Annotated in this window: 24 protein-coding genes; 18 read left to right on the top strand and 6 right to left on the bottom strand. The window is 62.4% G+C overall.

The window, feature by feature from the left end; genetic code table 11:
• The first annotated feature begins 43 nt into the window (after positions 1-43).
• Both NTA49_RS13630 and NTA49_RS13625 read left to right on the top strand, forming a co-directional pair.
• Positions 44-748: a CoA transferase subunit A gene (locus tag NTA49_RS13630; protein ID WP_258295347.1), complete on the top strand. Its 705-nt coding sequence runs from the start codon at positions 44-46 to the stop codon at positions 746-748.
• Positions 748-1,371, top strand: a complete 624-nt coding sequence (locus tag NTA49_RS13625) for a 3-oxoacid CoA-transferase subunit B (protein WP_258295346.1) — start codon at positions 748-750, stop codon at positions 1,369-1,371. Before NTA49_RS13630 ends, NTA49_RS13625 begins: the two co-directional genes overlap by 1 nt.
• A 65-nt stretch (positions 1,372-1,436) precedes the next feature.
• On the opposite strand, the gene NTA49_RS13620 is transcribed toward NTA49_RS13625, so the two are convergent.
• A complete protein-coding gene (locus NTA49_RS13620; protein ID WP_261368317.1) occupies positions 1,437-2,252 on the bottom strand; it encodes a lytic transglycosylase domain-containing protein in 816 nt (271 codons plus the stop codon).
• Between the two features lie 367 nt (positions 2,253-2,619).
• On the opposite strand from NTA49_RS13620, the gene NTA49_RS13615 reads away from it, so the two are divergent.
• The 15 genes from NTA49_RS13615 (at position 2,620) to pdeM (ending at position 18,035) form a co-directional block, all read left to right on the top strand.
• Positions 2,620-2,802 carry a hypothetical protein gene (locus NTA49_RS13615; RefSeq protein ID WP_258295344.1) on the top strand — a complete coding sequence of 61 codons (183 nt, stop codon included), beginning with the start codon at positions 2,620-2,622 and terminating at the stop codon, positions 2,800-2,802.
• A 115-nt stretch (positions 2,803-2,917) separates the two neighbouring features.
• Positions 2,918-3,100, top strand: a complete 183-nt coding sequence (locus tag NTA49_RS13610) for a hypothetical protein (RefSeq protein WP_258295343.1) — start codon at positions 2,918-2,920, stop codon at positions 3,098-3,100.
• Between the two features lie 208 nt (positions 3,101-3,308).
• The gene (cpaB, locus tag NTA49_RS13605) at positions 3,309-4,163 is read left to right on the top strand and encodes a Flp pilus assembly protein CpaB (RefSeq protein WP_258295342.1); all 855 of its coding nucleotides are present in this window, start codon (positions 3,309-3,311) and stop codon (positions 4,161-4,163) included.
• 203 nt (positions 4,164-4,366) lie between these two features.
• A complete protein-coding gene (locus NTA49_RS13600) occupies positions 4,367-5,800 on the top strand; it encodes a type II and III secretion system protein family protein (protein WP_261368316.1) in 1,434 nt (477 codons plus the stop codon).
• Between the two features lie 22 nt (positions 5,801-5,822).
• On the top strand, positions 5,823-6,482 hold the full coding sequence (locus NTA49_RS13595) for an OmpA family protein (protein WP_258295340.1): 660 nt from the start codon (positions 5,823-5,825) through the stop codon (positions 6,480-6,482).
• Positions 6,483-6,686: 204 nt separating this feature from the next.
• Positions 6,687-7,928 carry an AAA family ATPase gene (locus NTA49_RS13590; RefSeq protein ID WP_261368315.1) on the top strand — a complete coding sequence of 414 codons (1,242 nt, stop codon included), beginning with the start codon at positions 6,687-6,689 and terminating at the stop codon, positions 7,926-7,928.
• Positions 7,929-7,948: 20 nt separating this feature from the next.
• Complete coding sequence (locus tag NTA49_RS13585) at positions 7,949-9,406, top strand: CpaF family protein (protein ID WP_258295338.1); 1,458 nt, start codon at positions 7,949-7,951, stop codon at positions 9,404-9,406.
• 11 nt (positions 9,407-9,417) lie between these two features.
• Complete coding sequence (locus tag NTA49_RS13580; protein WP_258295337.1) at positions 9,418-10,380, top strand: type II secretion system F family protein; 963 nt, start codon at positions 9,418-9,420, stop codon at positions 10,378-10,380.
• A 12-nt stretch (positions 10,381-10,392) separates the two neighbouring features.
• Positions 10,393-11,370 carry a type II secretion system F family protein gene (locus NTA49_RS13575; protein WP_408637150.1) on the top strand — a complete coding sequence of 326 codons (978 nt, stop codon included), beginning with the start codon at positions 10,393-10,395 and terminating at the stop codon, positions 11,368-11,370.
• Positions 11,371-11,413: 43 nt separating this feature from the next.
• Positions 11,414-11,944 carry a tetratricopeptide repeat protein gene (locus NTA49_RS13570; protein ID WP_258295336.1) on the top strand — a complete coding sequence of 177 codons (531 nt, stop codon included), beginning with the start codon at positions 11,414-11,416 and terminating at the stop codon, positions 11,942-11,944.
• A 27-nt stretch (positions 11,945-11,971) separates the two neighbouring features.
• Entirely contained in the window at positions 11,972-12,835 is an 864-nt protein-coding gene (locus NTA49_RS13565) for a tetratricopeptide repeat protein (protein WP_258295335.1), read from the top strand.
• A 4-nt stretch (positions 12,836-12,839) separates the two neighbouring features.
• Positions 12,840-13,334, top strand: a complete 495-nt coding sequence (locus tag NTA49_RS13560; protein WP_258295334.1) for a prepilin peptidase — start codon at positions 12,840-12,842, stop codon at positions 13,332-13,334.
• A gap of 95 nt (positions 13,335-13,429) precedes the next feature.
• Positions 13,430-14,737, top strand: a complete 1,308-nt coding sequence (locus tag NTA49_RS13555; protein ID WP_258295333.1) for an ATP-binding protein — start codon at positions 13,430-13,432, stop codon at positions 14,735-14,737.
• A 100-nt stretch (positions 14,738-14,837) separates the two neighbouring features.
• On the top strand, positions 14,838-17,246 hold the full coding sequence (locus NTA49_RS13550; RefSeq protein ID WP_258295332.1) for a ligase-associated DNA damage response DEXH box helicase: 2,409 nt from the start codon (positions 14,838-14,840) through the stop codon (positions 17,244-17,246).
• 123 nt (positions 17,247-17,369) lie between these two features.
• Positions 17,370-18,035 (top strand): ligase-associated DNA damage response endonuclease PdeM, encoded by a 666-nt coding sequence (gene pdeM, locus NTA49_RS13545; RefSeq protein WP_258295331.1) that lies wholly within the window; start codon positions 17,370-17,372, stop codon positions 18,033-18,035.
• Here pdeM and NTA49_RS17275 read toward each other — a convergent pair.
• From NTA49_RS17275 to NTA49_RS13530, 3 genes are all read right to left on the bottom strand, one after another.
• A complete protein-coding gene (locus NTA49_RS17275; protein ID WP_258295330.1) occupies positions 18,030-18,761 on the bottom strand; it encodes a LytTR family DNA-binding domain-containing protein in 732 nt (243 codons plus the stop codon). The two genes, pdeM and NTA49_RS17275, sit on opposite strands and share 6 nt — an antisense overlap.
• Before the next feature lie 203 nt (positions 18,762-18,964).
• Positions 18,965-19,858: a bifunctional methylenetetrahydrofolate dehydrogenase/methenyltetrahydrofolate cyclohydrolase FolD gene (folD, locus tag NTA49_RS13535; RefSeq protein ID WP_258295329.1), complete on the bottom strand. Its 894-nt coding sequence runs from the start codon at positions 19,856-19,858 to the stop codon at positions 18,965-18,967.
• Positions 19,859-19,912: 54 nt separating this feature from the next.
• Positions 19,913-21,589, bottom strand: coding sequence for a formate--tetrahydrofolate ligase (locus tag NTA49_RS13530; RefSeq protein WP_258295328.1), 1,677 nt, complete (start codon positions 21,587-21,589; stop codon positions 19,913-19,915).
• 204 nt (positions 21,590-21,793) lie between these two features.
• Between NTA49_RS13530 and NTA49_RS13525 the strand changes: the two genes are divergently transcribed.
• Positions 21,794-22,573: a hypothetical protein gene (locus tag NTA49_RS13525; protein WP_258295327.1), complete on the top strand. Its 780-nt coding sequence runs from the start codon at positions 21,794-21,796 to the stop codon at positions 22,571-22,573.
• A 74-nt stretch (positions 22,574-22,647) separates the two neighbouring features.
• On the opposite strand, the gene NTA49_RS13520 is transcribed toward NTA49_RS13525, so the two are convergent.
• Together NTA49_RS13520 and map are read right to left on the bottom strand one after the other, a co-directional pair.
• Positions 22,648-23,247, bottom strand: coding sequence for an MOSC domain-containing protein (locus NTA49_RS13520; protein WP_258295326.1), 600 nt, complete (start codon positions 23,245-23,247; stop codon positions 22,648-22,650).
• Between the two features lie 95 nt (positions 23,248-23,342).
• Positions 23,343-24,095, bottom strand: coding sequence for a type I methionyl aminopeptidase (map, locus tag NTA49_RS13515; protein WP_258295325.1), 753 nt, complete (start codon positions 24,093-24,095; stop codon positions 23,343-23,345).
• Between the last annotated feature and the right edge of the window lie 19 nt (positions 24,096-24,114).

Raw genomic sequence — 24,114 nt, 5'->3', positions numbered from 1 at the left:
CTAAGGTCAGAAGTCTCGGGACACTGACAACAAGGGGATATTCGTGAAAAAAGTCTATGGCTCCGCCGCCGAGGCGCTGGAAGGCGTTCTTTCGGATGGCATGTTGATCGCGGCGGGTGGCTTTGGCCTCTGCGGCATCCCCGAACTGCTGCTCCAGGCGATCAGGGACGCAGGCACCAAGGATCTGACATTCGCGTCGAACAACGCGGGCGTCGATGATTTCGGCATCGGCATCCTGCTGCAGACCAAACAGGTCAAGAAGATGATCTCGTCCTATGTCGGCGAGAACAAGGAGTTCATGCGCCAGTATCTCGGCGGCGAGCTTGAGCTGGAATTCAACCCGCAGGGCACATTGGCCGAACGGATGCGCGCTGGCGGGTCGGGCATTCCCGGTTTCTACACGAAAACCGGCGTCGGCACCCAGATCGCCGAGGGCAAGGAAGTGAAGACCTTCCACGGCGAGGATTACATCCTGGAACGCGGCATCGTCGCGGACCTGTCGATCGTCAAGGCCTGGAAGGCCGACGACACCGGCAACCTGGTGTTCCGCAAGACCGCCCGCAACTTCAACCCGCCCGCAGCGATGTGCGGCAAGGTCTGCGTCGTCGAGGTCGAAGAGATCGTGCCGCGCGGCTCGCTCGACCCCGACAGCATCCACCTGCCCGGCATCTATGTGCACCGCATCATTCAGGGGCAGCACGAAAAGCGCATCGAACAACGCACGACACGCCCGCAGGAGGAAAAGTAATGCCCTGGGATCGCAATCAGATGGCCGCACGCGCGGCACAAGAGCTTGAAGACGGCATGTACGTGAACCTCGGCATCGGCATTCCGACGCTGGTGGCCAACTATGTCGGCGACAAGGACATCACCCTGCAATCGGAAAATGGCATGCTAGGCATGGGCCCGTTCCCGTTCGAAGGCGAAGAAGACGCAGACCTGATCAACGCGGGCAAGCAGACCATCACCGAACTGTCGCGCACGGCCTATTTCGACAGCGCCATGTCGTTCGGCATGATCCGCGGCGGCAAGATTGCTGCGGCGATCCTGGGTGCGATGGAAGTGGCCGAAAACGGCGACCTGGCGAACTGGATGATCCCCGGCAAGCTGGTCAAGGGCATGGGCGGTGCGATGGATCTGGTCGCGGGCGTGGGCCGTGTGATCGTGGTCATGGACCACCAGAACAAGGCGGGAGAATCCAAGGTGCTGAAGGATTGCACGCTGCCGCTGACCGGCAAGGGCGTGGTTGATCGGATCATCACCAACCTTGGCGTGCTCGACGTGGTCGAGGGCGGCCTGCGAATCGTGGAATGCGCCGAGGGCGTCACCGAGGACGAGCTGCGCGCGGCGACCGAAGCCACCATCGTCTGAGACTGAGCAATCAAGAGAGGGGGGCCCGTCGCGGCCCCCTTTTGCATGTCCGCCTGACTTTGCGCCTAGTTCATCGCCGCAAAGACACAACCGTCGCTGATCAACTGCGGCGGCGTCAGGCACAGCCCGCGCGCCACCTGAAACGCCGCCAGCACCTTCGGAACATAATCGCGGGTCTCGGCAAAGGGCGGCACACCGGCATGGGTCTGCACCGACCCCTCGCCCGCATTGTATCCGGCCAGCACCAGTATCGGGTCGTGATCGAACTTGCCCATCAGCCAATCAAGGTAAGCGACGCCGCCCCTGATGTTGTCGGCGGCCACCAGACTGTCCAGAACACCGAACCGCGCGGCGGTGTCGGGCATCAGCTGCATCAACCCCTTGGCCCCTGCCCGGCTGACCGCATCGGGCTTGCCGGCGCTTTCCACGGTCATCACGGCCAGCACCAGCGCTGGCGAGACCCGCGTGCCGATGGTGGATTTCAGAATCTCGACGCCCTGCGCCTTTGCTATGCCCTGCATCTGCTGCAAACGGGGGGCTGCGACGCCGCCTGTGCTGATCGCGGCCATCGCCTCCTCCAGCCGTCCGGCGCTGGACTGCGCCAGATCCGGCGAGACCTTTTCCCAGAACCAGTCGTAGGTTCCTGTTGCCGGACGCGGGATGCCGGGCGTTGCAGGTGGCGTGCCGGGTCCTGCGGGGGGTGCGGGCACAGCTGCGACCACGGGGGGCGCTTCGATCTGGATCGTGATTCGCTTTTTCACGCCCGCTTTGGGCGGTTTGACCCGCTTTGCCTGGAAATCGGGGAAGGGTGCGGGCGTTTCGGCACACACAGGTGCACACAAAAGCGCAGCCCCCAGCAGGGGAATCACAAAAAATCGCATATCAAGGACCTGCTATTTGCCCGGCTATTGTTTTTAATTGCCGCCAGCATCGCAGGAAACTGCTGTTGAAACCAGAAAATCAGCCGCCAAACATGGCCAAACGAACACATTTTGTTGGATTTCGATCACAGAGCACTGCGGTTCCATTTTTTGGAAAAAAAATAATCGTTCCGAAACAATGCCTTAACCCACTGTTTCCGAAAAAAACTGCGCACCATAATATATCCGAATTGACGCCAAATTCACGCCCCAATCAGACGGCTATATAGGGTCATACCAAGTCGAGCACGGGCCAATGAGAGAGAGCGGCCCACACAGAGCAGACAAGGTTGAACATAACATACTGATCCTTTGGAGGGACACTACGATGACAAAATTTTTCAAAAACTTCCGTAAGAACGACGATGGTGCCGTGACTGTTGACTGGGTTGTGCTGACCGCCGCCGTCGTCGCTCTGGCCGGTGCCGCATACACTTCGATCGAAACCGGTTCGTCGAACCTGACATCGAAAACAGCTTCGGTTCTCGGCGGCATCTCCGTCACCGAGTAAGCTGACCCGCTTACCAAGGTCAAAGCTTTCAAAGGCCGCGTTCTGCACGCAGGACGCGGCTTTTTTTGTTCCCTTCAGGGGGCGGTCGCAGTTTCCGGACAATGGGAAAATCGATATGCGAAAATTCATAAGCAAGATCCGTTCCGAAGAAAACGGTGCCGTCACGGTCGACTGGGTCGTCCTGACTGCCCTGATTGTCGGTCTGGCGCTGGGTGTGATCCTGGCCCTGACGAATGCCGGCATCAACACCGCGGACGGCATCGGAGCGTTTCTTTCGAACTACGTGCCCACCAACTGACACGGAGCGGTCTGCCGCACCAGATCGAACACACGCCGCGCCCCTCACCCGGACGCGGCGTTCGTACATGGGGCGGAAATTGTTTCCAAGTGTCACCAGCAGGCCACGCCGCGCCCCAGTTTTTGCCACATTACCCCTGTATGGTAAGCGTTGAAAAAACAGGCGCGCCGGGCATCCGGACGCCAGACATCGAGCTAGAGGTATTCACATGCGTGCTGTATTTGGAATGGTCCTGATCCTTGGCATCGCCCTTGCAGGCGGCGCCGTTTACATGGCCAAGAACTACATCGGGGCCTATCAGGCCGAACTGGCCAGGGAACGCGCGGCACGTGCCGAAATCGTGCCCACGGTCGAGGTCTATGTCGCGGACCGCGCCCTGAAATATGGCGAGACATTCACCCAAGAGGATGTGCGCGCGGTCAACTGGCCGGAAAACGCGATCCCCGAGGGGGCGTTCACCATCGACAACGCGCTTTGGCCCGAAGGGCAGCCGAAAGAACGTGTGGTCCTGCGCGCCATGGAAAAAGACGAGGCGATCCTTGCCATCAAGGTTACGGAACCTGGCGAAGAGGCTGGCCTTACCTCGCGGCTGGAACGCGGCATGCGCGCCTTTGCGATCAAGGTCGACGTGGCCAGCGGCGTTTCGGGCTTCTTGCGACCGGGCGACCGCGTAGACGTCTATTGGACCGGGCAAGTCAGCCGCAGCCTGTCGGAAAGCAGCGAAGTGACCAAGTTGATCGAGCCGGGCGTCAAACTGATCGCCATCGACCAGTCCGCCGCGGGCGATTCCTACGGCGCCGTGATTGCCCAGACCGTGACCGTCGCGGTGAAACCCGAACAGGTCGCAGCCCTTGCACAGGCGCAATCGACGGGCCGTCTGGCCCTGTCGCTGGTCGGCACCGACGACGACACCGTGGCCGGAGCAATCGAGATCGACCAGCGCACCTTGCTGGGCATCGCCGCCGAGGAAGTTGCCGCCGAAGTGAAGGCCAAAGAGGTCTGCACCATCAGAACCCGTCGCGGTGCCGAGGTTGTCGAGATTCCGATCCCTTGCACGAACTGACGACAAAGCGGCGCGTTATCATGATCTTACCCAAGACCGCCCGACGCTGGCGGTCTTGTCATTTTTGCACCTGTTGCCAGTTATCCACATAAACCAAGGGTGCGAAGCCGTTGATTCTTGCATAAAAAACCAAACTGGCGCATGGTCGTGACAATTCAGGGCACCAAGACCCAATCCAGGCGTGATCAAAAGGGCAGGTCACAATGACATTGAATAGATTTATTAAGATGGCTCTTTTGGGCCTTACGCTGACGGCTGCACCGTTGGCGCTGACACATTCTGCGCAGGCCGACACGTTACGTGTGGTGAAAAAGGGCACGTCCAGCACGCTGAGCGTACCGATGAACCGCGCCGTGGTGGTCGAAAGCGATATACCATTTTCGGAACTCAGCATCGCAAACCCGGCCATCGCCGACATTTCGTCGCTGTCCGACCGTACCATATATGTCCTGGGCAAATCGCCCGGACTGACGACGCTGACCTTGCTCGATGCGTCGGGGCAATTGATCACCAACGTCGAGGTCCGCGTCTCAGCCGACATTTCGGAATTCAAGGAACGCCTGCGGCAGATCCTGCCCGGCGAAAACATCGAAGTGCGCACCGCCAACGACGGCATCGTGCTTTCGGGCACCGTATCGTCGACCGCGCACCTGCAACGGGCTCTGGATCTGGCCGCGCGCTATGCGCCGGAACGGGTTTCCAACCTGATGAGCGTGGGTGGCATTCAGCAGGTGATGCTGAAGGTCCGCTTTGCCGAGATGCAGCGCTCCGTGTCGAAATCGCTGAGCTCCTCGCTTGCAATCAACGGCACGACCCTGGGCGGCGATCTGGGGATCAGCGGCGGCACCGGCACGACCAGCACCTCTGGCGGTGTGTCCAATTCGCTGTCGGGCAACATTCCCGCCGCGAACTCCAACGCGGGCGCGGTTCTTTTCGGCTTCAACGCGGGGTCGACACAAGTCGGCATCCTGCTCGAAGCACTTGAAACCAAGGGCGCCGTGCGCACCCTTGCCGAACCCAACCTCGTGGCCCTGTCGGGACAAGAGGCAAAGTTTCTGGCAGGTGGCGAATATCCCGTGCCCGTCAGCCAAGATAACGACACGATCACGGTCGAATACAAACCCTTCGGCATCGAGCTGAACTTTATCCCCCGCGTGGTGGACAAGGATCTGATCAACCTCGAACTGCAGGCGGCGGTGTCGGCCATCGACCCGACCAACGGCTTTTCGGTCAACGGCTTCAACATCGACGCGTTCACCCGCCGCGAGACATCGACGACCGTCGAAATGCGCGACGGCGAAAGCTTTGCGATTGCCGGGCTCTTGCAGGACGACTTTACCGACAACAACTCCCAGCTTCCGTGGCTTGGCGATGTTCCGGTGCTGGGCGCCCTCTTCCGCTCGTCCTCTTACCAGCGCAACCAGACCGAACTGGTGATCATCATCACCGCCCATCTGGTGACGCCGACACGCGGAGAAGCCCTGGCCCTGCCCACGGACCGGATTTTGATCCCGACCGAGAAAGACCTGTTTCTGCATGGCCGCGTGGTCGGTGGAACGCGGGCACCGAAAAAAGGTGCCGCTGGCGAAGTTGCCAAACAGGATTTCAGCGGTTCCTACGGCTATGTGATGGATTAAGGCGATGCGAGGCCCAAATATCATGAAAAACCAATGTGTTTCAGCGCTGGCCCTCGTGGCCGCCCTCTCCGCGTGCACGACCTCGACCGACCCGGTCTATACCCAGTTCCACCGCGAGGCGGGGGCATCGCTGGACAACGGGACGTTTGGCGCGGCCACGCACAACAACACATTGATCATGAACGGCGAAGCGCAATACACGCTTGATCTGGCAAACCGCTTTGCGGGCGAGGTCACATCGGTCGTGACTTTCGCCTTCAACAGCGCGCAACTGGACGGAACCGCCCAGGCGGTGCTGCGTCAACAGGCCGACTGGATACGCCAGTTCCCCGAAATCCGGTTTCGCGTCTACGGTCACACCGATCTGGTGGGATCGGCGGCCTACAACCGCAGGCTGGGCCTGGCCCGCGCCAATGCGGTCGTGCATTACCTGACATCGCTGGGCATTTCGCGCAGCCGTCTCGAAGCGGTGGCGTCTTTTGGCGAAACCCAGCCGCTGATCGTGACGCAGGGCCGCGAGCGGCGCAATCGTCGCACGGTCACCGAAGTGTCGGGCTTTGTCGCGCGTCACCCGCAGGTGCTGGACGGCAAATATGCCGAGATCATCTACCGCGATTACATCGCCTCTGCCGTGCCGCCCAGCCAGCTGTCCAACACCACCGAAGGGCTGGCTGAACAATAAGCGCGACTTTCTCGGATCGTGCCGAGATTCCTAACAATTGGGCCCTTTTGGCCCCATTCCTGCCCAGATTAGCTGCGATTTTACCTTTAATGGGACAGCTGCGTTCGGTGCTTTGCACCAGATGTGGCAGGGTCAGGTAGAATCGGGCAGAACATATAGCCTGAACATTGCTTGCCCAACCCTTTGACAAAAGGAAGTTAGGTAATGAGCAGTGTCATGCCACCACCACAGACCGCCCCGATCGTCGCTTGCACCGTCAGCCGCGATGTGCAGAACTTTGATCTGCTGATCGAGGACATGGAAACGGCACTTGGCGAAGCATGGGGCGATCTTGGCTTTGCCGAGGCGCTTGCCTTCTTCGGCCAACCCGAGGCAGAGGCCCTCGAATTCATTGCCCTGGCGATGGACCACGAGGACGAGCAGGACCTTGTTCTGATGTCCGAGATCATCACGCAGGCCAAGGCCCGCAAGATCAAGGTCATCCTGATCGCCGAAGACATGACCCCCGCCTCGCTGCACACGTTGCTGCGCAAGGGCGCGGACGAGTTCATCCCCTACCCTCTTCCCGAAAAAGAGCTGGAGCGCGCCATCGAGCGCATCCGCACCCCCGAAGAGCCCGCCAAGCCCGAAGCGTCGGCGCCGTCCCTCAAGGCCGGCACCAGCAAGGAAGGCGCGGTCATCGTCGTGCACGGGTTGGCTGGCGGCACGGGTGCCACGACATTGGCGACCAACCTGGCATGGGAACTGGCGATCCTTGAGAAAAAGGGCAAAAAGCCCCCGTCGGTCTGCCTGCTGGATCTGGATCTGCAGTTCGGATCGGTCTCGACCTTTCTCGACCTGCCCCGCCGCGAGGCCGTCTATGAAATGCTGTCCGACACCGAAAGCATGGACGACGAAACCTTTGGCCAGTCGCTGCTGACCTTCAACGACAAGCTGCACGTTCTCACGGCCCCGTCCGACATGCTGCCGCTTGACCTGATTTCGGTCGAGGACATCGCCCGCGTGATCGACATGGCGCGCAGCCACTTTGATTACGTGGTCGTCGACATGCCCTCGACGCTGGTGCAATGGACCGAAACCGTGCTGCACGCGGCGCACGTCTATTTCGCCACCATCGAGCTCGACATGCGGTCGGCCCAGAACACCCTGCGCTTCAAGCGCGCCTTGCAGTCCGAAGAGCTGCCCGCGGAAAAGCTCCGCTATGTGCTGAACCGCGCCCCGAAATTTACCGACCTAAGCGGCAAGGGCCGTGTCAAACGCATGGCCGAAAGCCTGGAGGTGGCGATCGAACTGTCGCTGCCCGATGGCGGCAAACAGATCACACAAGGGGCGGACCACGGACTTCCCCTGGCCTCTTCGGCACCAAAAAACCCGCTGCGCCGTGAAATTGCCAAATTGGCAGCGTCTATTCATGAAACAAAATCCGACGAAGCCAAGGCGGCCTAGTCTGAAACCGGGGGAAGCCCATGTTTTCCAAGTACAAAAAACCTGCGACGAGTGCGCCCAAGGCCGAATCTGCCGTCAAAGAGACGCCCATTGCCAAGATCACACCGTTGCCCAAGGCTTCGGTCAAGCCTGATCCGGGCCGTGTCGCGCGTCGCAGCAACATGGTCACCGCCGCCGTCGTGCCCGTCGAGAAAGAGCGCAAGCGCAAGGAGCGCATGGGCGAGATCAAGCTGGACCTGCACCGCGCCCTGCTGGACAGCCTGAACCTCTCGGCTCTCGAGACGGCGACGGAGAGCGATCTGCGTCACGAGATCGGAGCCATTGCCGCGGAATTCCTGCAAGAGCGCAGCATCGTTCTGAACCGTGACGAACGCCAGACCCTGAACCAGGAGCTTTACGACGAAGTGAAGGGTCTCGGCCCGCTTGAAACACTTCTGAAAGACGACACCGTCAACGATATTCTGGTCAACGGCCCGCAACAGATCTTTGTCGAACGCGACGGCAAGCTGCAACTGACCGACGTCACGTTCAAAGACGAACGTCACCTTCTGCGCATCATCGACAAGATCGTCTCGGCGGTCGGTCGGCGCGTGGACGAAAGCAACCCCTACGTCGATGCGCGTCTGAAAGATGGCTCGCGTTTCAACGCCATGGTGCCCCCGATTGCGGTCGACGGCAGCCTGGTGTCGATCCGTAAGTTCAAGAAGGACAAGCTGGGCATCGACGATCTGGTCGATTTCGGGGCCTTCACCGAAGAAATGGCCGCCTATCTTCAGGCCGCCGTCGCCACACGTCTCAACATCATCGTCTCGGGCGGTACCGGCTCGGGCAAGACGACCACGCTGAACGCGCTGTCGTCCTTCATCGACAACTCCGAACGCATCCTGACCATCGAGGATACGGCCGAACTTCAACTGCAACAGACCCACGTGGGCCGCATGGAAAGCCGCCCGCCCAACGTCGAAGGCAAGGGCGAGGTGTCCCCCCGTGACTGTCTGAAAAACGCCCTGCGGATGCGTCCCGACCGTATCATCGTCGGCGAGACGCGCGGCGAGGAAGTCATCGACATGTTGCAGGCGATGAACACCGGCCACGACGGCTCGATGACCACGATCCACGCCAACAGCGCGCGCGATGGCGTGTCGCGTCTGGAAAACATGATCGCCATGGCAGGCATCGAAATGCCGCTCAAGGCGGTGCGCTCGCAAATCTCAAGCGCTGTGAACCTGATCGTTCAGGCCTCGCGCCTGCAGGACGGCTCGCGCCGGATGACCTCGATCACCGAGATCACCGGCATGGAGGGCGACGTAATCTCCATGCAGGAAATCTTTCGCTACCAGCGCGTCGGCCTGACCCCCGACAACAAGATCATTGGACATTTCACCGCGACGGGTGTGCGCTCGCACTTTGCCGAACGCTTCCGGATGTGGGGCTATGATCTGCCCGCGTCCATCTACGAACCCATCGCGGCTCAATAAGGACAGATGACATGAGCGCAGAACCCATCATCTACGGCCTGATCTTTGTCGGCGTGCTGGTCCTCGTCGAGGGCCTGTATCTGGTCGCCTTCGGCAAGTCGATTTCGCTGAACTCGCGGGTCAACCGCCGGCTCGACATGCTCAACAAGGGCGGACGCCGCGAAGAAGTGCTCGACCAGCTCCGCAAGGAAATGCAGCAGCACATGAACGCCAAGTCGATCCCGCTCTATTCGCTGCTTGCGGAAAAGGCGCAGAAGGCGGCGATTGCCTTCACGCCCAAGCAGCTTATCGGCGTGATGGCGGGGCTGACCGTGATCGCGTTCTTCGGCCTGACCATCGGCACCGAGACGGAAACGCCCGTGCGGATCATGCTGTCGATCGTGATCGGCGTCGGCGCAGTCTATTTCTGGGTCTCGACCAAGGCCAACAAACGCCTGGCCCTGATCGAGGAACAGCTGCCCGATGCGGTCGAACTCATGGTGCGCTCGTTGCGCGTGGGCCACCCGTTCACCTCGACGATCCAGATCGTGTCGAAAGAGGTTCAGGACCCGCTGGCCTCGGAATTCGGTGTGATCGCGGACGAAAGCGCCTATGGCCGCGACGTCGGCGAAGCGCTGAAGGACATGGCAGAGCGTCTGGACATGCAGGACTTGCGCTTTCTTGCGGTCGCCGTGACCATCCAGCAGCAATCGGGCGGCAACCTCGCCGAGATCCTCGCCGGTCTGGCCCAGGTGATCCGTGCCCGCTTCCGCCTGTTCCGCCGCGTCAAGGCGATCACCGCCGAGGCGAAATGGTCGGGCAAGTTTCTGTCCGCCTTCCCCCTGCTGGCGCTGGTCGTGATCCAGGTCAGCGATCCCAACTATTACGACGCGGTGCGCGATCACCCCTACTTCATCCCGGCCTGCTTTCTGGTTGGCATTTTCCTCGCGGTCAATCTGGTGGTCATGCGCGTGCTGACCGACATCAAGGTATAAGGAAGCGAACCTGTGGACATGATACTGGAAATTCAGGGTGCCATCACGGACGCTCTCGGGCCACTTGGGCCGATCATCATCGCGGGTGTTCTGGGCCTGATGCTGGTCATCTTCACCGTCGTGATGATGCTGCGCCAGCCCGAAGACCCGATGACACGGCTCAAGCGTCAGGTGCAGGCCCCCGGCGGCTCGATCACCCGCGAAAAGCTGCGTCAGGGCGGGCATAACGAACAGCTAGACCGATTTGCGGGCTTTCTCGAGCCCAAGGACGTGGCCGAGCTGAGCAAACGCCAGTTGATGCTGACGCAGGCGGGCTATCAGTCGCGCGACGCGGTGCGGATCTTTCACTTTGCCCAGTTCACTCTGGGGATCATCGGTCTGATTCTGGGCGTGATCTATGTGAACGTCCTGAACGCAGACGTCGAGATGACCACGAACCAGATGGCCATGTGGACGCTTGGACCGGGTGGTGCGGGCTATTACCTGCCGCAATACTGGGTCACCCGCCGCGTCGAGACCCGCAAGGAAGAGATCACGCGCGGCTTTCCCGATGCCCTCGACATGATGCTGGTCTGCGTCGAGGCCGGACAATCGCTGGATCAGTCCATCGTCCGCGTGGCCCGCGAACTGCGTGCCTCCTACCCCGCTCTGGCCGACGAATTCGACATCGTCGCCTATGAGATGAAGGCGGGCAAGGACAAGGAAACCGTTCTGAAAGACATGGGCGAACGCTGCGGCGTGGCCGATGTGTCCAGCTTTACCACCGTGCTGGTGCAATCGGCCAGCTTCGGCACATCCATCGCCGAAGCGCTGCGGGTCTATGCGGGCGAAATGCGCGACAAACGCGTCATGCGCGCCGAAGAGGCCGCAAACAAGTTGCCAACCAAGATGACCCTTGCCACAATGATGCTGACAGTGCCGCCGCTGCTGATCATTCTGGTCGGCCCTTCGGCGCACGGGATCACCCAATTGGGCAACATGAGTAAGTAACCTTATGACATCAGCCACCAAAGCGGCCTTTGTTGCCGCTGCCATGGCTCACGGATTGGCCGCCTGTTCATCGGGCGGCCTTTCGGCATCTTCGGACGGCGTTTACGCCCCCGGCGTCGACACCCGCAAGGAGGCAGTCGACGGCGTCGAAGTCGGCCACCGCCTGATCGCGGCGGGCGAATTCGAACTGGCGATCAAGGCCTTCACCCGCGCCGCCCTCGACGATGGCATGAACGCCGAGATCCTGTCGGGCTTGGGCACCGCCAACCTGGGGCTGGGCCGTCTGGGACAGGCCGAAAAGCTGCTGCGCCGGGCGACCACCGACTACGAGGCATGGCCCGAGATCTACAACAACCTTGGCGTCGTCCTGATGGAAAGCGGCCAAAACGCCGAAGCCGAACAGATTTTTCGCAAAGCCTATGCACTTGATGACGGAGAAAGCACACTCATCCGGGATAATCTGCGCTTGGCACTCGCAAAAACGGAAAAATCTGTTAATGTGGAAGAAGAAAACAACAATTATAAATTGGTGCGGCGCGGCAGCAGCGATTATCTGATCCGGCCAGCATCATGATTGAGGCAGCAGTAAAGGACGCAATAAATGCGCCACCCCATTCTTGTTTCCGCCTGCATCGCAGGCGCACTGGTTCTATCCGCATGTGACAAGAAAAGCGGCGATGCCACCGTGCAGCGCGCCTTTCAGGACGTCAACGTCGTGGATGAAAGCAACCTGAACGACGTGATGCTGACCGTGGCCGACCCCAACGAGGCGGTCTCGTATTTCCAGCGCACCGCCGCCAGCGACCCCAGCCGCATCGACCTGCAACGCGGGCTCGCCAGTTCTCTGGTCAGGGCCAAGCGCATGACCGAAGCCGCCACAGCCTATGCCAAGGTGGTCAAGATGGACGGGGCCACGGCCGACGACCAGGTGGATTACGCCGATGCGCTCATCCGCGCGGGCGACTGGGCCAAGGCCGAAAAGGTTCTGGATGCGGTCCCCCCAACCCACGAGACGTTCAAGCGCTACCGGCTTGAGGCGATGGTGGCCGACAGCAATCAGGAATGGAAGAAATCCGACAGTTTCTATGAAATCGCCGTGGGCCTGACAACGAAACCCGCCGGGGTGATGAACAACTGGGGCTATTCCAAGCTGACGCGCGGCGACTTTGCCGATGCCGAGCGCCTGTTCGGCGAGGCGATCCGCCAGGAGCCGTCGCTGTTCACCGCCAAGAACAACATGATCCTCGCCCGTGGCGCGCAGCGCGACTATACCCTGCCCGTGATCCCGATGGACCAGGTCGAGCGCGCGCAACTGCTGCACACCCTCGCCCTGTCGGCGATCAAGCAGGGCGATGTGGAAACCGGCAAGGGCCTGTTGCGCGACGCCATCGAGACGCACCCCCAGCACTTCGAGGCTGCGGTCCGGTCCCTGCAGGCGTTGGAAAACAACGTCTCGAACGGCTAGGCGCATGGCGATCTCGGCCTGGTCCGCGTGGTGGTTCCTGCCCTTCGTGCTGCCACTGTGTTTCTACGTGGCCTTCACCGACCTGCGCGAAATGCGCATTACAAATCAGGCGGTCGGCGCCTTGGTCGTCGAGTTCGCGCTGGTCGGCCTGATCGCGCTGCCCTTCGATGAATACCTGTGGCGGTTCGCGCAGCTGGGCATCGTTCTGGTGATCACGATCATCCTCAATGCCGTGGGCGCAATGGGGGCGGGCGATTCCAAATTCATCGCCGCCGCCGCCCCCTATCTGGCGGTGGGCGACACGCAGATCATCATCGCCCTCTATACCGCCAGCCTGCTGGCCGCCTTCAGCGCGCACCGTCTGGCCAAGCACAGCGCCCTGCACCGCATGGCCCCACACTGGATCAGCTGGAACCAGGGCAAGAAATTCCCGATGGGCTTTGCCCTCGGCGGCACGCTCGCCTTCTACCTGATCCTCGGGGCGATTTTCGGCAGCTAGGGCAGCACTGCCAAAGTCGCACGAGTTTCGCCACAATATTGGCCCAAACGCCGGGTATTGCAGGCCCAAAGCAGACAACACACAGGCAGCGCCCCATGACCATGCAGCAGACAACCGTAATGGCCCCGCCCGCCCCCAAGCGGCTGGAAGAGATGAAGTTGCCCATCGTCATGATGCGCGACATCCTCCTCAAGACGATGTTCCGCAAGACGTTGGACATGGTCACCGACCTGGCCCCTGCGCTCTGCCTGCCCATTCCCGTCACGCAAGAGCTGATCGACATGGGCCGCGACCAGCGCCTGATCGAGGCGACGGGCACGCTCAACGCCAACAACGGCAGCGAAATGGGCTATCAGTTGACCGACGCGGGCAAGGCGCGCGCGCTCGATGCGCTGCAGCAGTCGGAATATTACGGTGCGATGCCGGTGCCGCTCGACGTCTACCGCGAACAGGTCGAACGCCAGTCGATCCGCAACATCATGATCAGCCGCGACCAGTTGACCAACGCCATGGGCCATCTGGTGCTGCCCGACAGCCTGCTCGACCACCTCGGCCCCGCCGTCAGTGCCGGCCGCTCTATCTTGATGTACGGCCCCCCCGGCAATGGCAAATCCTCGATTTCCAACGGTATCCGCGACGCATTGGGCGACTGTGTCTACGTGCCGCGCGCCATCGAATACGCCGGTCAGGTCATCACCGTCTACGACCCCATCGTGCACACGCTGGCCCCCGAAGAGGCCGAAGACCCCAGCGCGCTGCGCCGCGTTACCCGCTATGACCGCCGCTATGTCTGCTGCGAACGCCCCACGGTCATCACCGGCGGCGAGCTGTCGCTGAACATGCTCGATCTGGTCTACAACCCCGTCGCACGCACCTATCAGGCGCCGCTGCAACTCAAATCCACCGGCGGCATCTTCATCGTCGACGACCTTGGCCGCCAGGCGGAATCGCCACAAAGCCTGGTGAACCGCTGGATCGTTCCGCTGGAAGAGGGCAAGGACATCCTCTCGCTGCAGTCGGGCGAGAAGTTCGAAGTGCCCTTCGACACGCTGGTGATCTTCTCGACCAACTTCCACCCGAACGAGATTTTCGACCAGGCCGCCCTGCGCCGTATCTTCTTCAAGATCAAGATCGACGGCCCCAATCAGGCGAACTTCCTCAAGATCTTCGCGATGGTCGCCCGCAAGAAGAAAATGGCGCTGGACGAGCCTTCGCTGGTTCACCTGCTGAAGGTCAAATACCCCACCATCGGCAACGTCTATGCGAACTACCAGCCGGTCTTCCTGATCGACCAGATGATCGCGATCTGCGACTTCGAGGGCATCCCCTACAAGATGTCGCCGCAACTGATCGACCGCGCCTGGGCCAACATGTTCGTCAAGGACGAAGTGATCGTCAAATAACCCTTCATCTTGCCAGCCAAACTCCGGGGGAGGCCAAAGGCCGGGGGCAGCGCCCCCGATTGCTCTGGCCGCTGCGCCCGCGCCCGCTACATTGGGCCGCATGACAGACCTCCCCCCCCTCTTTGCCGACTGGTTTGCCGCCAAGGGCTGGCACATCCACCCGCACCAGCAGGACATGTTGGACCGCGCGGACGCCCCCGCCCTGCTGCTGATCGCGCCAACCGGCGGCGGCAAGACGCTGGCGGGTTTCCTGCCGACGCTGGTTGATCTTGCAACCACGCCCCATGCCGGTCTGCACACGCTCTACGTCTCGCCGCTCAAGGCGCTGGCCGCCGACATCAAACGCAACCTGACCACGCCCGTCACCGAGATGGCCCTGCCGATCCGGATCGAGGACCGCACCGGCGACACCACCGCCACCCAGAAACGCCGCCAGCGCGCCGACCCGCCGCATATCCTGCTGACCACCCCTGAATCGCTGGCCCTGCTCACCAGTTACCCGGATGCGCCACACATCTTCAAAGGGCTCAAGCGCGTGATCGTCGACGAAATCCACGCCCTGGCCGAAAGCAAGCGGGGCGACCAATTGATGCTGGCGCTGGGTCGGCTGCAAACCCTCTGCCCCGATCTGCGGCGCGTCGGCCTCTCCGCCACGGTCGAGGACCCCGCCGCCATCGCCCACACCCTCGCGCGCCATCCCGATCCCTGCGAGATCCTGCTTGCCGACCCGGGCCCCGCGCCCGATATCGCCATGCTGGACACCGATGCCGCCCCGCCCTGGTCCGGCGGCGGTGCCAAGTACGCCATTCCCGCCGTGCTCGACCAGGTCCGCCAGCACAAGACCACGCTGATCTTCCACAACACCCGCGCCCAGGCCGAGATTTTCTTTCACAACCTCTGGCTTGCCAACGACGACGGCCTGCCCATCGGCATCCACCACGGCTCGCTCGACCGCGCCCAGCGGCTCAAGGTCGAGGCGGCGATGGTGGCGGGGCAGCTGCGCGCCATTGTCTGTACCGGTACGCTCGATCTGGGGATCGACTGGGGCGATGTCGACCTGATCATCCAGATCGGCGCGCCCAAGAACGTCAAGCGTCTGGTCCAGCGCATCGGCCGCGCCAACCACCGCTACAATGCGCCCTCCAAGGCACGTCTGGTTCCCGCCAACCGTTTCGAAGTGGTCGAATGCATAGCCGCCATCGACGCAGCCCTCGCAGGCGAACTTGACGGCGAGCCGCGCGGCCCCGGCCCCCGCGACGTACTTTGCCAGCACATCCTGATCACCGCCGCCTCCGGCCCCTTCGACGCAGATGCGCTCTACGCCGAGGTCACCACGGTCGGCGCCTACTCCGCCCTCACCCGCGCAGATTTCGACGCCTGCCTCGACTTCGTGGCCACCGGCGGCTATGCCCTGCGCGGCTACGACCAGTGGCAGCGCCTGAAACAGGCCCCCGACGGCACATGGGCCTTGCGCGATCCGCGCTCCGACAGGCGCATCCGCATGAACATCGGCACCATTCAGGACACCGACACGCTCAAGGTGCGGATGAAGAACGCCCGCGGCGGCAAGCCTCTGGGCGAGATCGAGGAAGGCTTTGCCGCAAGCCTCACCCCCGGCGACACCTTCCTGATCGGCGGCCAGATCGTGCGCTATGATTCCTTGCGCGAAATGACCGTGCAAGTCACCCCCGACGCGGCGAAAAAACCCAAGGTCGCAGCCTTCATGGGCACCAAGTTCGCCACCTCCACCCAGCTCAGCCAGCGTATTCTGCGCCTGTTTCAGCAGGATACCTGGCCGGAGCTGCCCGACCACACCGCCGAATGGCTCGCCCTTCAGCGCAGGGTCAGCCACCTGCCGGAACCGAACCGCCTGCTGATCGAATGCTTCCCCCACGACGGACGCACGCACCACGCGATCTACGGCTTTGCGGGGCGCAATGCGATGCAGACCCTGGGCCTGCTGCTGACCAAACGCATGGAGGAGCTGGGCCTCGACCCGCTTGGCTTTCTTGCCACCGACTACGCCACCTTGATCTGGGGGCTTGAGCCGATCACCAATCCCGCACCGCTTTTCGATATCGACGCGCTGCGCGACGGGCTCGACCGCTGGCTCGCGGGCAACGCGGTAATGAAACGCACCTTTCGCGCCTCGGCCACCATCGCGGGGCTGATCGACCGCAACACGCCCACCGCGCGCAAATCGGGCCGCCAAGCAACGTTTTCCTCCGACATCCTCTACGACACGCTGGCCAAATACGACCCCGGCCACCTGATGCTGCAAATCACCCGCGAAGAAGCGATGCGCGGGCTCGTCGACTTTGGCCGCATCGAGGATATGGCCGCGCGCATCAACGACCGCATCGACCTCGTCACCCTCGACCGCCTGACCCCGCTCGCCGCCCCCCTGATGCTCGAAGTGGGCCGTGTCCCGGTCAAGGGCCTGGCCGAAGAGCGCCTGATCGCCGAAGAAGCCGCGCGGCTGATGGCCACTGCGGGCCTCGAACTCTGACCATTTCTTTTGGCCCCAAATATCCCGGGGGGCCAGGGGGCAGAGCCCCCAGATTCAGTGGCACGGGCAAAGCCCCCAAATTCGCGCTTTCACCCTGCGCACCCAGACGCTATTGAACAAACCATGAACTTTTGCGACATCACCCTGAACGGCGCACATCTCAAAACCCTCGGTTCCGGCGCGCTCTGGTGGCCGGATCAAGACCTGCTTTGCGTCTCCGACCTGCACTTCGGCAAATCCGAACGCATGGCGCGGCGCGGCGGGCCGTCGCTGCCCCCCTACGAGACCCGCGATACGCTGACCCGCCTCGCCGCCGATCTCGACCACACCCAGGCGCGCACCGTGATCTGCCTCGGCGACAGCTTCGACGACCTGCAAGCGGCGCAATCTCTGCCCGAAGAGGAACGCCTGTGGATCACCCGCCTGCAGGCAGGCCGTCGCTGGGTCTGGATCGAGGGCAACCATGATCCCGGTCCCATCGACCTCGGCGGCAGCCATCTGGCGCAGCTCGCGATGCCGCCGCTGACCTTCCGCCACGTCGCCACGCCCGAAGAAGCCGCAGAGATATCAGGCCACTACCACCCAAAGGTCACCCTGCCGACGCGCGGGCGCAGCATTTCACGGCCTGCGTTCCTGCTGGACGCGCACCGGCTGATCCTGCCTGCCTATGGCACCTATACGGGCGGATTGCGCAGCCATGACGGTGTTCTTGCAGGGCTGATGGGCCCCGACGCCACTGCAATCCTGACCGGTGCCACACCGGTCCGCATCCCGATGCCGCGCCTATAAGATGCCCGCAGCCTCAAGGTCCGGCTGGTATTTGCGGCTGACGGGCACCTTGTCGCCATTGCACAAGATCAGCACGGGCCGCCCGTTGACCATCTCGGTCTCGGCAATCGCCGCCCGCGCAACCCAATGCGAGCGGTGCGTGCAATAGCCTTCGACCAGGTCCATCTCCTCGACAGCATCGGCAAAACGCATGCGCAGCTCGAACTGTCCCTGCGCGGTGATCACATGCACCACATGCCCGTCCGCCGACAGCCGCAGCACGTCGTGATCCGCATCTTCCGGCAGCCTGCGCGTCAGTCTGGGGCGTTCGGGCTCTGCCCCTTGGGTCTCGGTGCTCACCGCTGCCATTTTCGGAAGACAATACCGCAACAGGCTGACCATGACGCAGATCACCAAGATCATGCCAGCCAGCGGCCAGAAGCCGAAATTTCCGGTCTCTTCGGGCTTCAGCCAGAACAAAGTCCAGCCATAGACGATGGGACTGAGGATCGCGGTTATCGTCAGCAGGACGACGGCTTCATGGGCCAGCGGCGGAAACGAGAGCAGTGCACGCGCCGACAGCCTGCGCACGGCCTGCGCCAGCGCGATCCCGACGCAGATGTTGACCAGCCAATAGAACAGCCGCGTCGGCAGGTAGAGATAGGAATAGGTTCCAAAAGGTCCCGCCAGGCTGATCGTGATCGAACAGACCACGATCATGGCCAAAGCGGGCAGCGTATCGTGCACCAAGCGTTCGCGATGTCTGGTAAACTCTGAACTCACGCAACCATTGCCCAACGCACAAAACAGGATTCTCTCAACCTGTGCGGGTTTTACGCGAAAAGCGTGGAGTTTCAACAGCCAACCCGACGCCCACGCCCCCAAAAGATGCGTGCGTTCAGATCTTTACCGGCAGGCAGGGACGAACCCCGCCCGCCGGAAAACCGGTCTCAGACGGTCAGACCCTCGGGCGCGGGCAGGCCATTGGCGCGGCAGCAGGCGGTGACCGTGTTGGCCAGCAGGCAGGCAATCGTCATCGGCCCGACACCTCCCGGAACGGGCGTGATCGCGCCTGCGACAGCGGCGCAGCTGTCATAGTCGACATCACCCACCAGCCGCGTGCCGCCTTCGGGCTTGTCGATGCGGTTGATGCCCACGTCGATGACCGTCGCGCCCGGCTTGATCCAGTCGCCCGGCACCATCTGCGGACGCCCCACCGCTGCCACCACGATGTCGGCGCGGCGCACAACGTCGGCCAGATCCTTCGTGCGCGAATGCGCGATCGTCACCGTGCAGCTGTCGCCCAGCAGCAGCTGCGCCATCGGCTTGCCGACGATGTTGCTGCGCCCGATCACCACCGCGTCCATGCCCGACAGCGATCCGTGGTGGTCGCGCAGCATCATCAGACAGCCCAGCGGCGTGCAGGGCACCATGCTGTCCTGACCGGTGCCCAGCAGACCGACGTTGGAAATGTGAAACCCGTCCACATCCTTGGCGGGGTCAATGCTGTTGATCACCAGATCCTCGTCCAGATGACCCGGAAGCGGCAATTGCACAAGGATTCCATGAATTTCCGGGTCGGTGTTCAACTGATGGATCAACGCCAGCAGGTCCGCCTCGGCGGTGCCCGCGTCCAGCTTGTGCTCGACGCTTTTCATACCGACCTCGAGGGTCATCTTGCCCTTGGACTTTACATAGACCTGGCTCGCGGGGTCTTCGCCCACCAGCACCACGGCCAGACCGGGCGTGATCCCGTGATCGGCCTTCAGCGCCGCCACATGGGTCGCCACCTGCCCCCGTACCCTGGCCGCAAAAGCCTTGCCATCAATCACCGTCGCCGCCATTTTCACGTCCTCTTTCTTGATAAAATCGTCGCCTGCACCGCAAGCCTTTGCAGGTTAAAACAGCCCTTCGATCTGGCCGTCGTCGTTCAACATGATCGTTTCCGCCGAAGGCGTGCGCGGCAGACCGGGCATCGTCATGATCTCGCCGCAGACCACCACGACAAAGCCCGCACCCGCGCTCAGCCGCACCTCGCGCACCGGCACCAGATGGCCCGTGGGCGCACCGCGCAGCGCGGGATCGGTCGTGAACGAATACTGTGTCTTGGCCATGCAAACCGGAAGATGGCCATAGCCCTGCTCCTCCCAGTCACGCAACTGGGCCAGAATTTTCTGGTCCATCACCGCGTCATCGGCCCGGTAGATGCGCTTGCAGATGGTCCGTATCTTGTCGGCCAGCGCCATCTCGTCGGGATAAATCGGGGCAAAGTTCGCGGTGTCCGCATCGGCAATCTCGGCCACGCGGGTGGCAAGCTCTTGCGAGCCGTCGCTGCCCAGTTCCCAGTGCCGCGACAGGATCGCCTCGCCCCCCTGCTCTGCCACAAAATCCTTGATCGCCTGCACTTCGGCCTCGGTGTCGGTGACGAAATGGTTGATCGCCACGACCACAGGCACGCCAAAGGATTTCAGGTTCTCGATGTGCCGCCCCAGGTTCGGACAGCCCGACTGTACGGCCTCGACATTCTCGGTGCCCAACTCGGCCTTGGGCACGCCGCCGTTCATCTTCATCGCGCGCACCGTGGCCACGCAGACCACCACCGACGGGGCCAGCCCCGCCTTGCGGCACTTGATGTTCATGAACTTTTCTGCCCCCAAATCAGCCCCGAAACCTGCCTCCGTCACCACATAATCTGACAATTTCAGCGCCGTCGTGGTGGCGATGACCGAATTGCATCCATGCGCGATATTGGCGAACGGCCCGCCGTGCACGAAGGCGGGATTGTTCTCCAGCGTCTGCACCAGGTTCGGCTGCAGCGCGTCCTTCAGCAGCACGGTCATCGCGCCATCGGCCTTCAGATCGCGGGCGAACACCGGCGTGCGGTCGCGGCGGTAGGCGACGATCATCGCACCCAGCCGCCTTTGCAGATCGTTCAGGTCATTGGACAGACACAGGATCGCCATGACCTCGGAGGCGACGGTGATGTCGTAGCCAGTCTCGCGCGGGAAACCGTTTGTCACCCCGCCAAGGCCCACGTTGACCTGCCGCAGCGCACGGTCGTTCATGTCCACCACGCGGCGCCAGACGACCCGGCGCACGTCGATGTCCAGTTCGTTGCCCCAATAGATGTGGTTGTCGATCATCGCCGCCAGCAGCGAATGGGCGCTGGTGATGGCGTGAAAATCGCCGGTGAAATGCAGGTTCATGTCTTCCATCGGCACGATCTGCGCATAGCCGCCGCCCGCGGCCCCGCCCTTCATGCCAAAGTTCGGCCCAAGCGACGCCTCGCGGATGCAGACGCAGGCCTTCTTGCCGATGCGGTTCAGCCCGTCGCCCAGACCCACGGTGGTCGTCGTCTTGCCCTCGCCCGCGGGCGTGGGGTTGATCGCGGTCACCAGGATCAGCTTGCCGGTCTTGCGGTCCTGCACCCCGTTGATGAAATCCTGCCCGACCTTCGCCTTGTCATGACCATAAGGCACCAGATCGTCGAGCGGGATGCCCAGCTTGGCCCCGATCTCCTGAATGGGCAGCTTTCGTGCTGCACGCGCGATCTGGATGTCGCTCTTGAAAGCCATGGTGTCACCTTCCCCTTTGGGCATCACCCCGCGACGCGTGGCCCTCGTGCCCTTTTGCATACAAGCCGACCCTGCCGCAACATGTCACCGTTTCCGACCCTTTCTTTGTGTCCTGCGGCGAATTCTTCCCAGAGGCTGCGGGGAACGTCGCGGCGGGGCTCTGCGTTTGTACCGCATGAGCAAAACCGAAGAAGGAGATTGAAGATGTATGCACTATCCAGATTGTCTACGGCATCGGCCCTCGTCGCGGCATCCACCGTGCTGGCCGGAACCACCGCACTTGCTGAAACGCACTCGAACCCCTGCGCTGACAACTACAGCATGACCGACGTCGACGGGAACGGGTACATTTCCCCGATCGAGATCAACGCCTATGCCGAAGCCCAAGTCGCGGCACAGGACACTGACCAAAGCGGCACAATCAGCCGCGATGAATACGTCAACTGCTCGATGCAGATGATGCAGGAGGACGCCCGTGCCACCGACCGGATCGTCGCCGACCTTGACGGCATGGACACCGACGACAGCGGCACCGTATCTCCGCAGGAATACGTGAAAGCCAACACCGAGGATTACACCGCGGCCAAATCCGGCGATACCGAGGCCGAGGCCCGTGCCACGCGGTCGATCCTGATCCTGCAACGCGAGCCCGAGCTGACCGTGCCGATGCTGAGCCTCGAAGAGGTTGCCGCACGCGCAGCGATGCTGCACGCCATGCTGGACACCGATCAGGACGGCGCGCTGACCGAAGAGGAATATCTGAACAGGATGCCGCCCAAGGTCGACATCTCGGAAACGATGAACCGCGAATTCGAAGCCGCAGACACCGACGCGTCGGGTGATCTGACCACGACCGAGCTGATCGCGGCCAACACCCGCCGGTCCGAAGCGGCACAAGCCCAGGCAGAGGAAGACACTGGCGAGGCCGCCAACCCCGACGTGGGCGCGCCCGTGGTCTACTACACCTACCCCAGCACCATGTAAGCGGGCCTCCGGGCCGTCATGACGACCTATCGCGGGCCGGGGCACATGCTCCGGCCCTTTTTTCATGCCCTATTTCATGCAGTGTGCTTCCAGGCGGGCTGGTCCGGTACATGCAGCACCAGCGTATCGCCGACCGAAAACCGTCCCGCCCGTTCGACCCAGGCCGTAACCCCGCGCCGTCCTTTCGCCGCCGGTTTGAACAGCTTGCCCAGCCCCGGCGTTTCCGCCTCGATCTCGCGGCCCGGCAGGTTGCAGGGGCGGTTTTCCATGTCGATCACAAGGGTCGCGCCATCGGGGCCTTGCAGGCGCGCGGATGGCGGCACATGGCTGAAATCAGGGATACCCTCGACGATCATCGACGCGCCCAACAGCGCGGGGTCGAGCCTATCGACACCCATCTTCTGCGCGATCTGCGCCAGTTCCTCGGCGGACATGACCGACAGTTGCCGCACGTTGGCGATCTCGGTGCCCTTGGGATGCTGCGACGTCACACGGCTGCACGATGCGCGCGTATGGCCGCTGTGCACCTCACCCTCGAATCCCTCCAGCGTGGCAACCACGGTCTCCAGCGGCTCGGACCGCAAGGCCCCCGCAACACTGCTGTCCCGCGGGTCGGTGTTGCGCCCCAGCCAGGTAATACGGGCCATGAATGTCGTGGGCTTGAGCGCGGGCATGGGGGGCGTCCTTCCGGGAGCGTGGCTGATGTCGGCGCAATCTGACGCGACGCTTGGCAAAAGAAAAGACCCCGCGCGTGCACCAGCCTGAAACCCTAGGCGCCCGGCAACGTCACGATGATCGCACCCCGGTCTGTCGCCACGACCGTATGCTCGTACTGCACCACCGGCGCGCGCGGCGTACTATACAGCGTCCAGCCGTCATCACCATCGTCCGCCCACTTCCCGCCCATGGACAGGAACGGCTCGACCGTCAGCACCAGGCCCTTGTTGATCCGCCGCTTGTCGTGGCGATTGGGCCAGGTGGCAATCTCTTCGGGGTATTCGTGCAGCGACCGGCCCACGCCGTGACTGGCAAGGTTGCGGATCAGCGTATAGCCGCGCCCCGATGCAAAGCGCCCGATGGCATTGCCGATCCCCGCCAGCGGCTTGCCACTGCCGACCTGTGCGATGCCGATCTGCATGGCGCGTCTGCCGTCCCGGCACAGCTTGGTGGTGGGTTTGATGACCGGCGGCACCTGAAAGCTCGCGCCGGTGTCCGCGAAAAATCCGTTTTTCGAGGCTGAAACGTCGATGTTCACCAGATCACCCGCCGCGATGATCCGATCCGACGGGATGCCGTGGGCAATTTCCTCGTTCACGCTGATGCAGGTCGTGCCTGGAAAGTCGTAGCAGGCCTGCGGCGCAGAGACCGCACCCGCTTGGTCGAGAAAGGCACGGCCAATGGCATCCAGCTCGCGCGTGGTCATGCCCGGCTCCATCGCCTTCGCCATGGTCTGCAACGTATCGGCGACGATCCGGCCGATGGCCTTCAGCCCCTCAAGTTCGTCCTGCTTCGTGATCGTCATCGCACCCTCGTCCTGACAG

The organism is Pseudosulfitobacter koreensis (assembly GCF_024733015.1).
Taxonomy (GTDB): Bacteria; Pseudomonadota; Alphaproteobacteria; order Rhodobacterales; family Rhodobacteraceae; genus Pseudosulfitobacter; species Pseudosulfitobacter koreensis.
The sequence above is the reverse complement of the archived record's forward strand: the minus strand, read 5'-3'. Positions and strand labels throughout refer to the sequence as shown.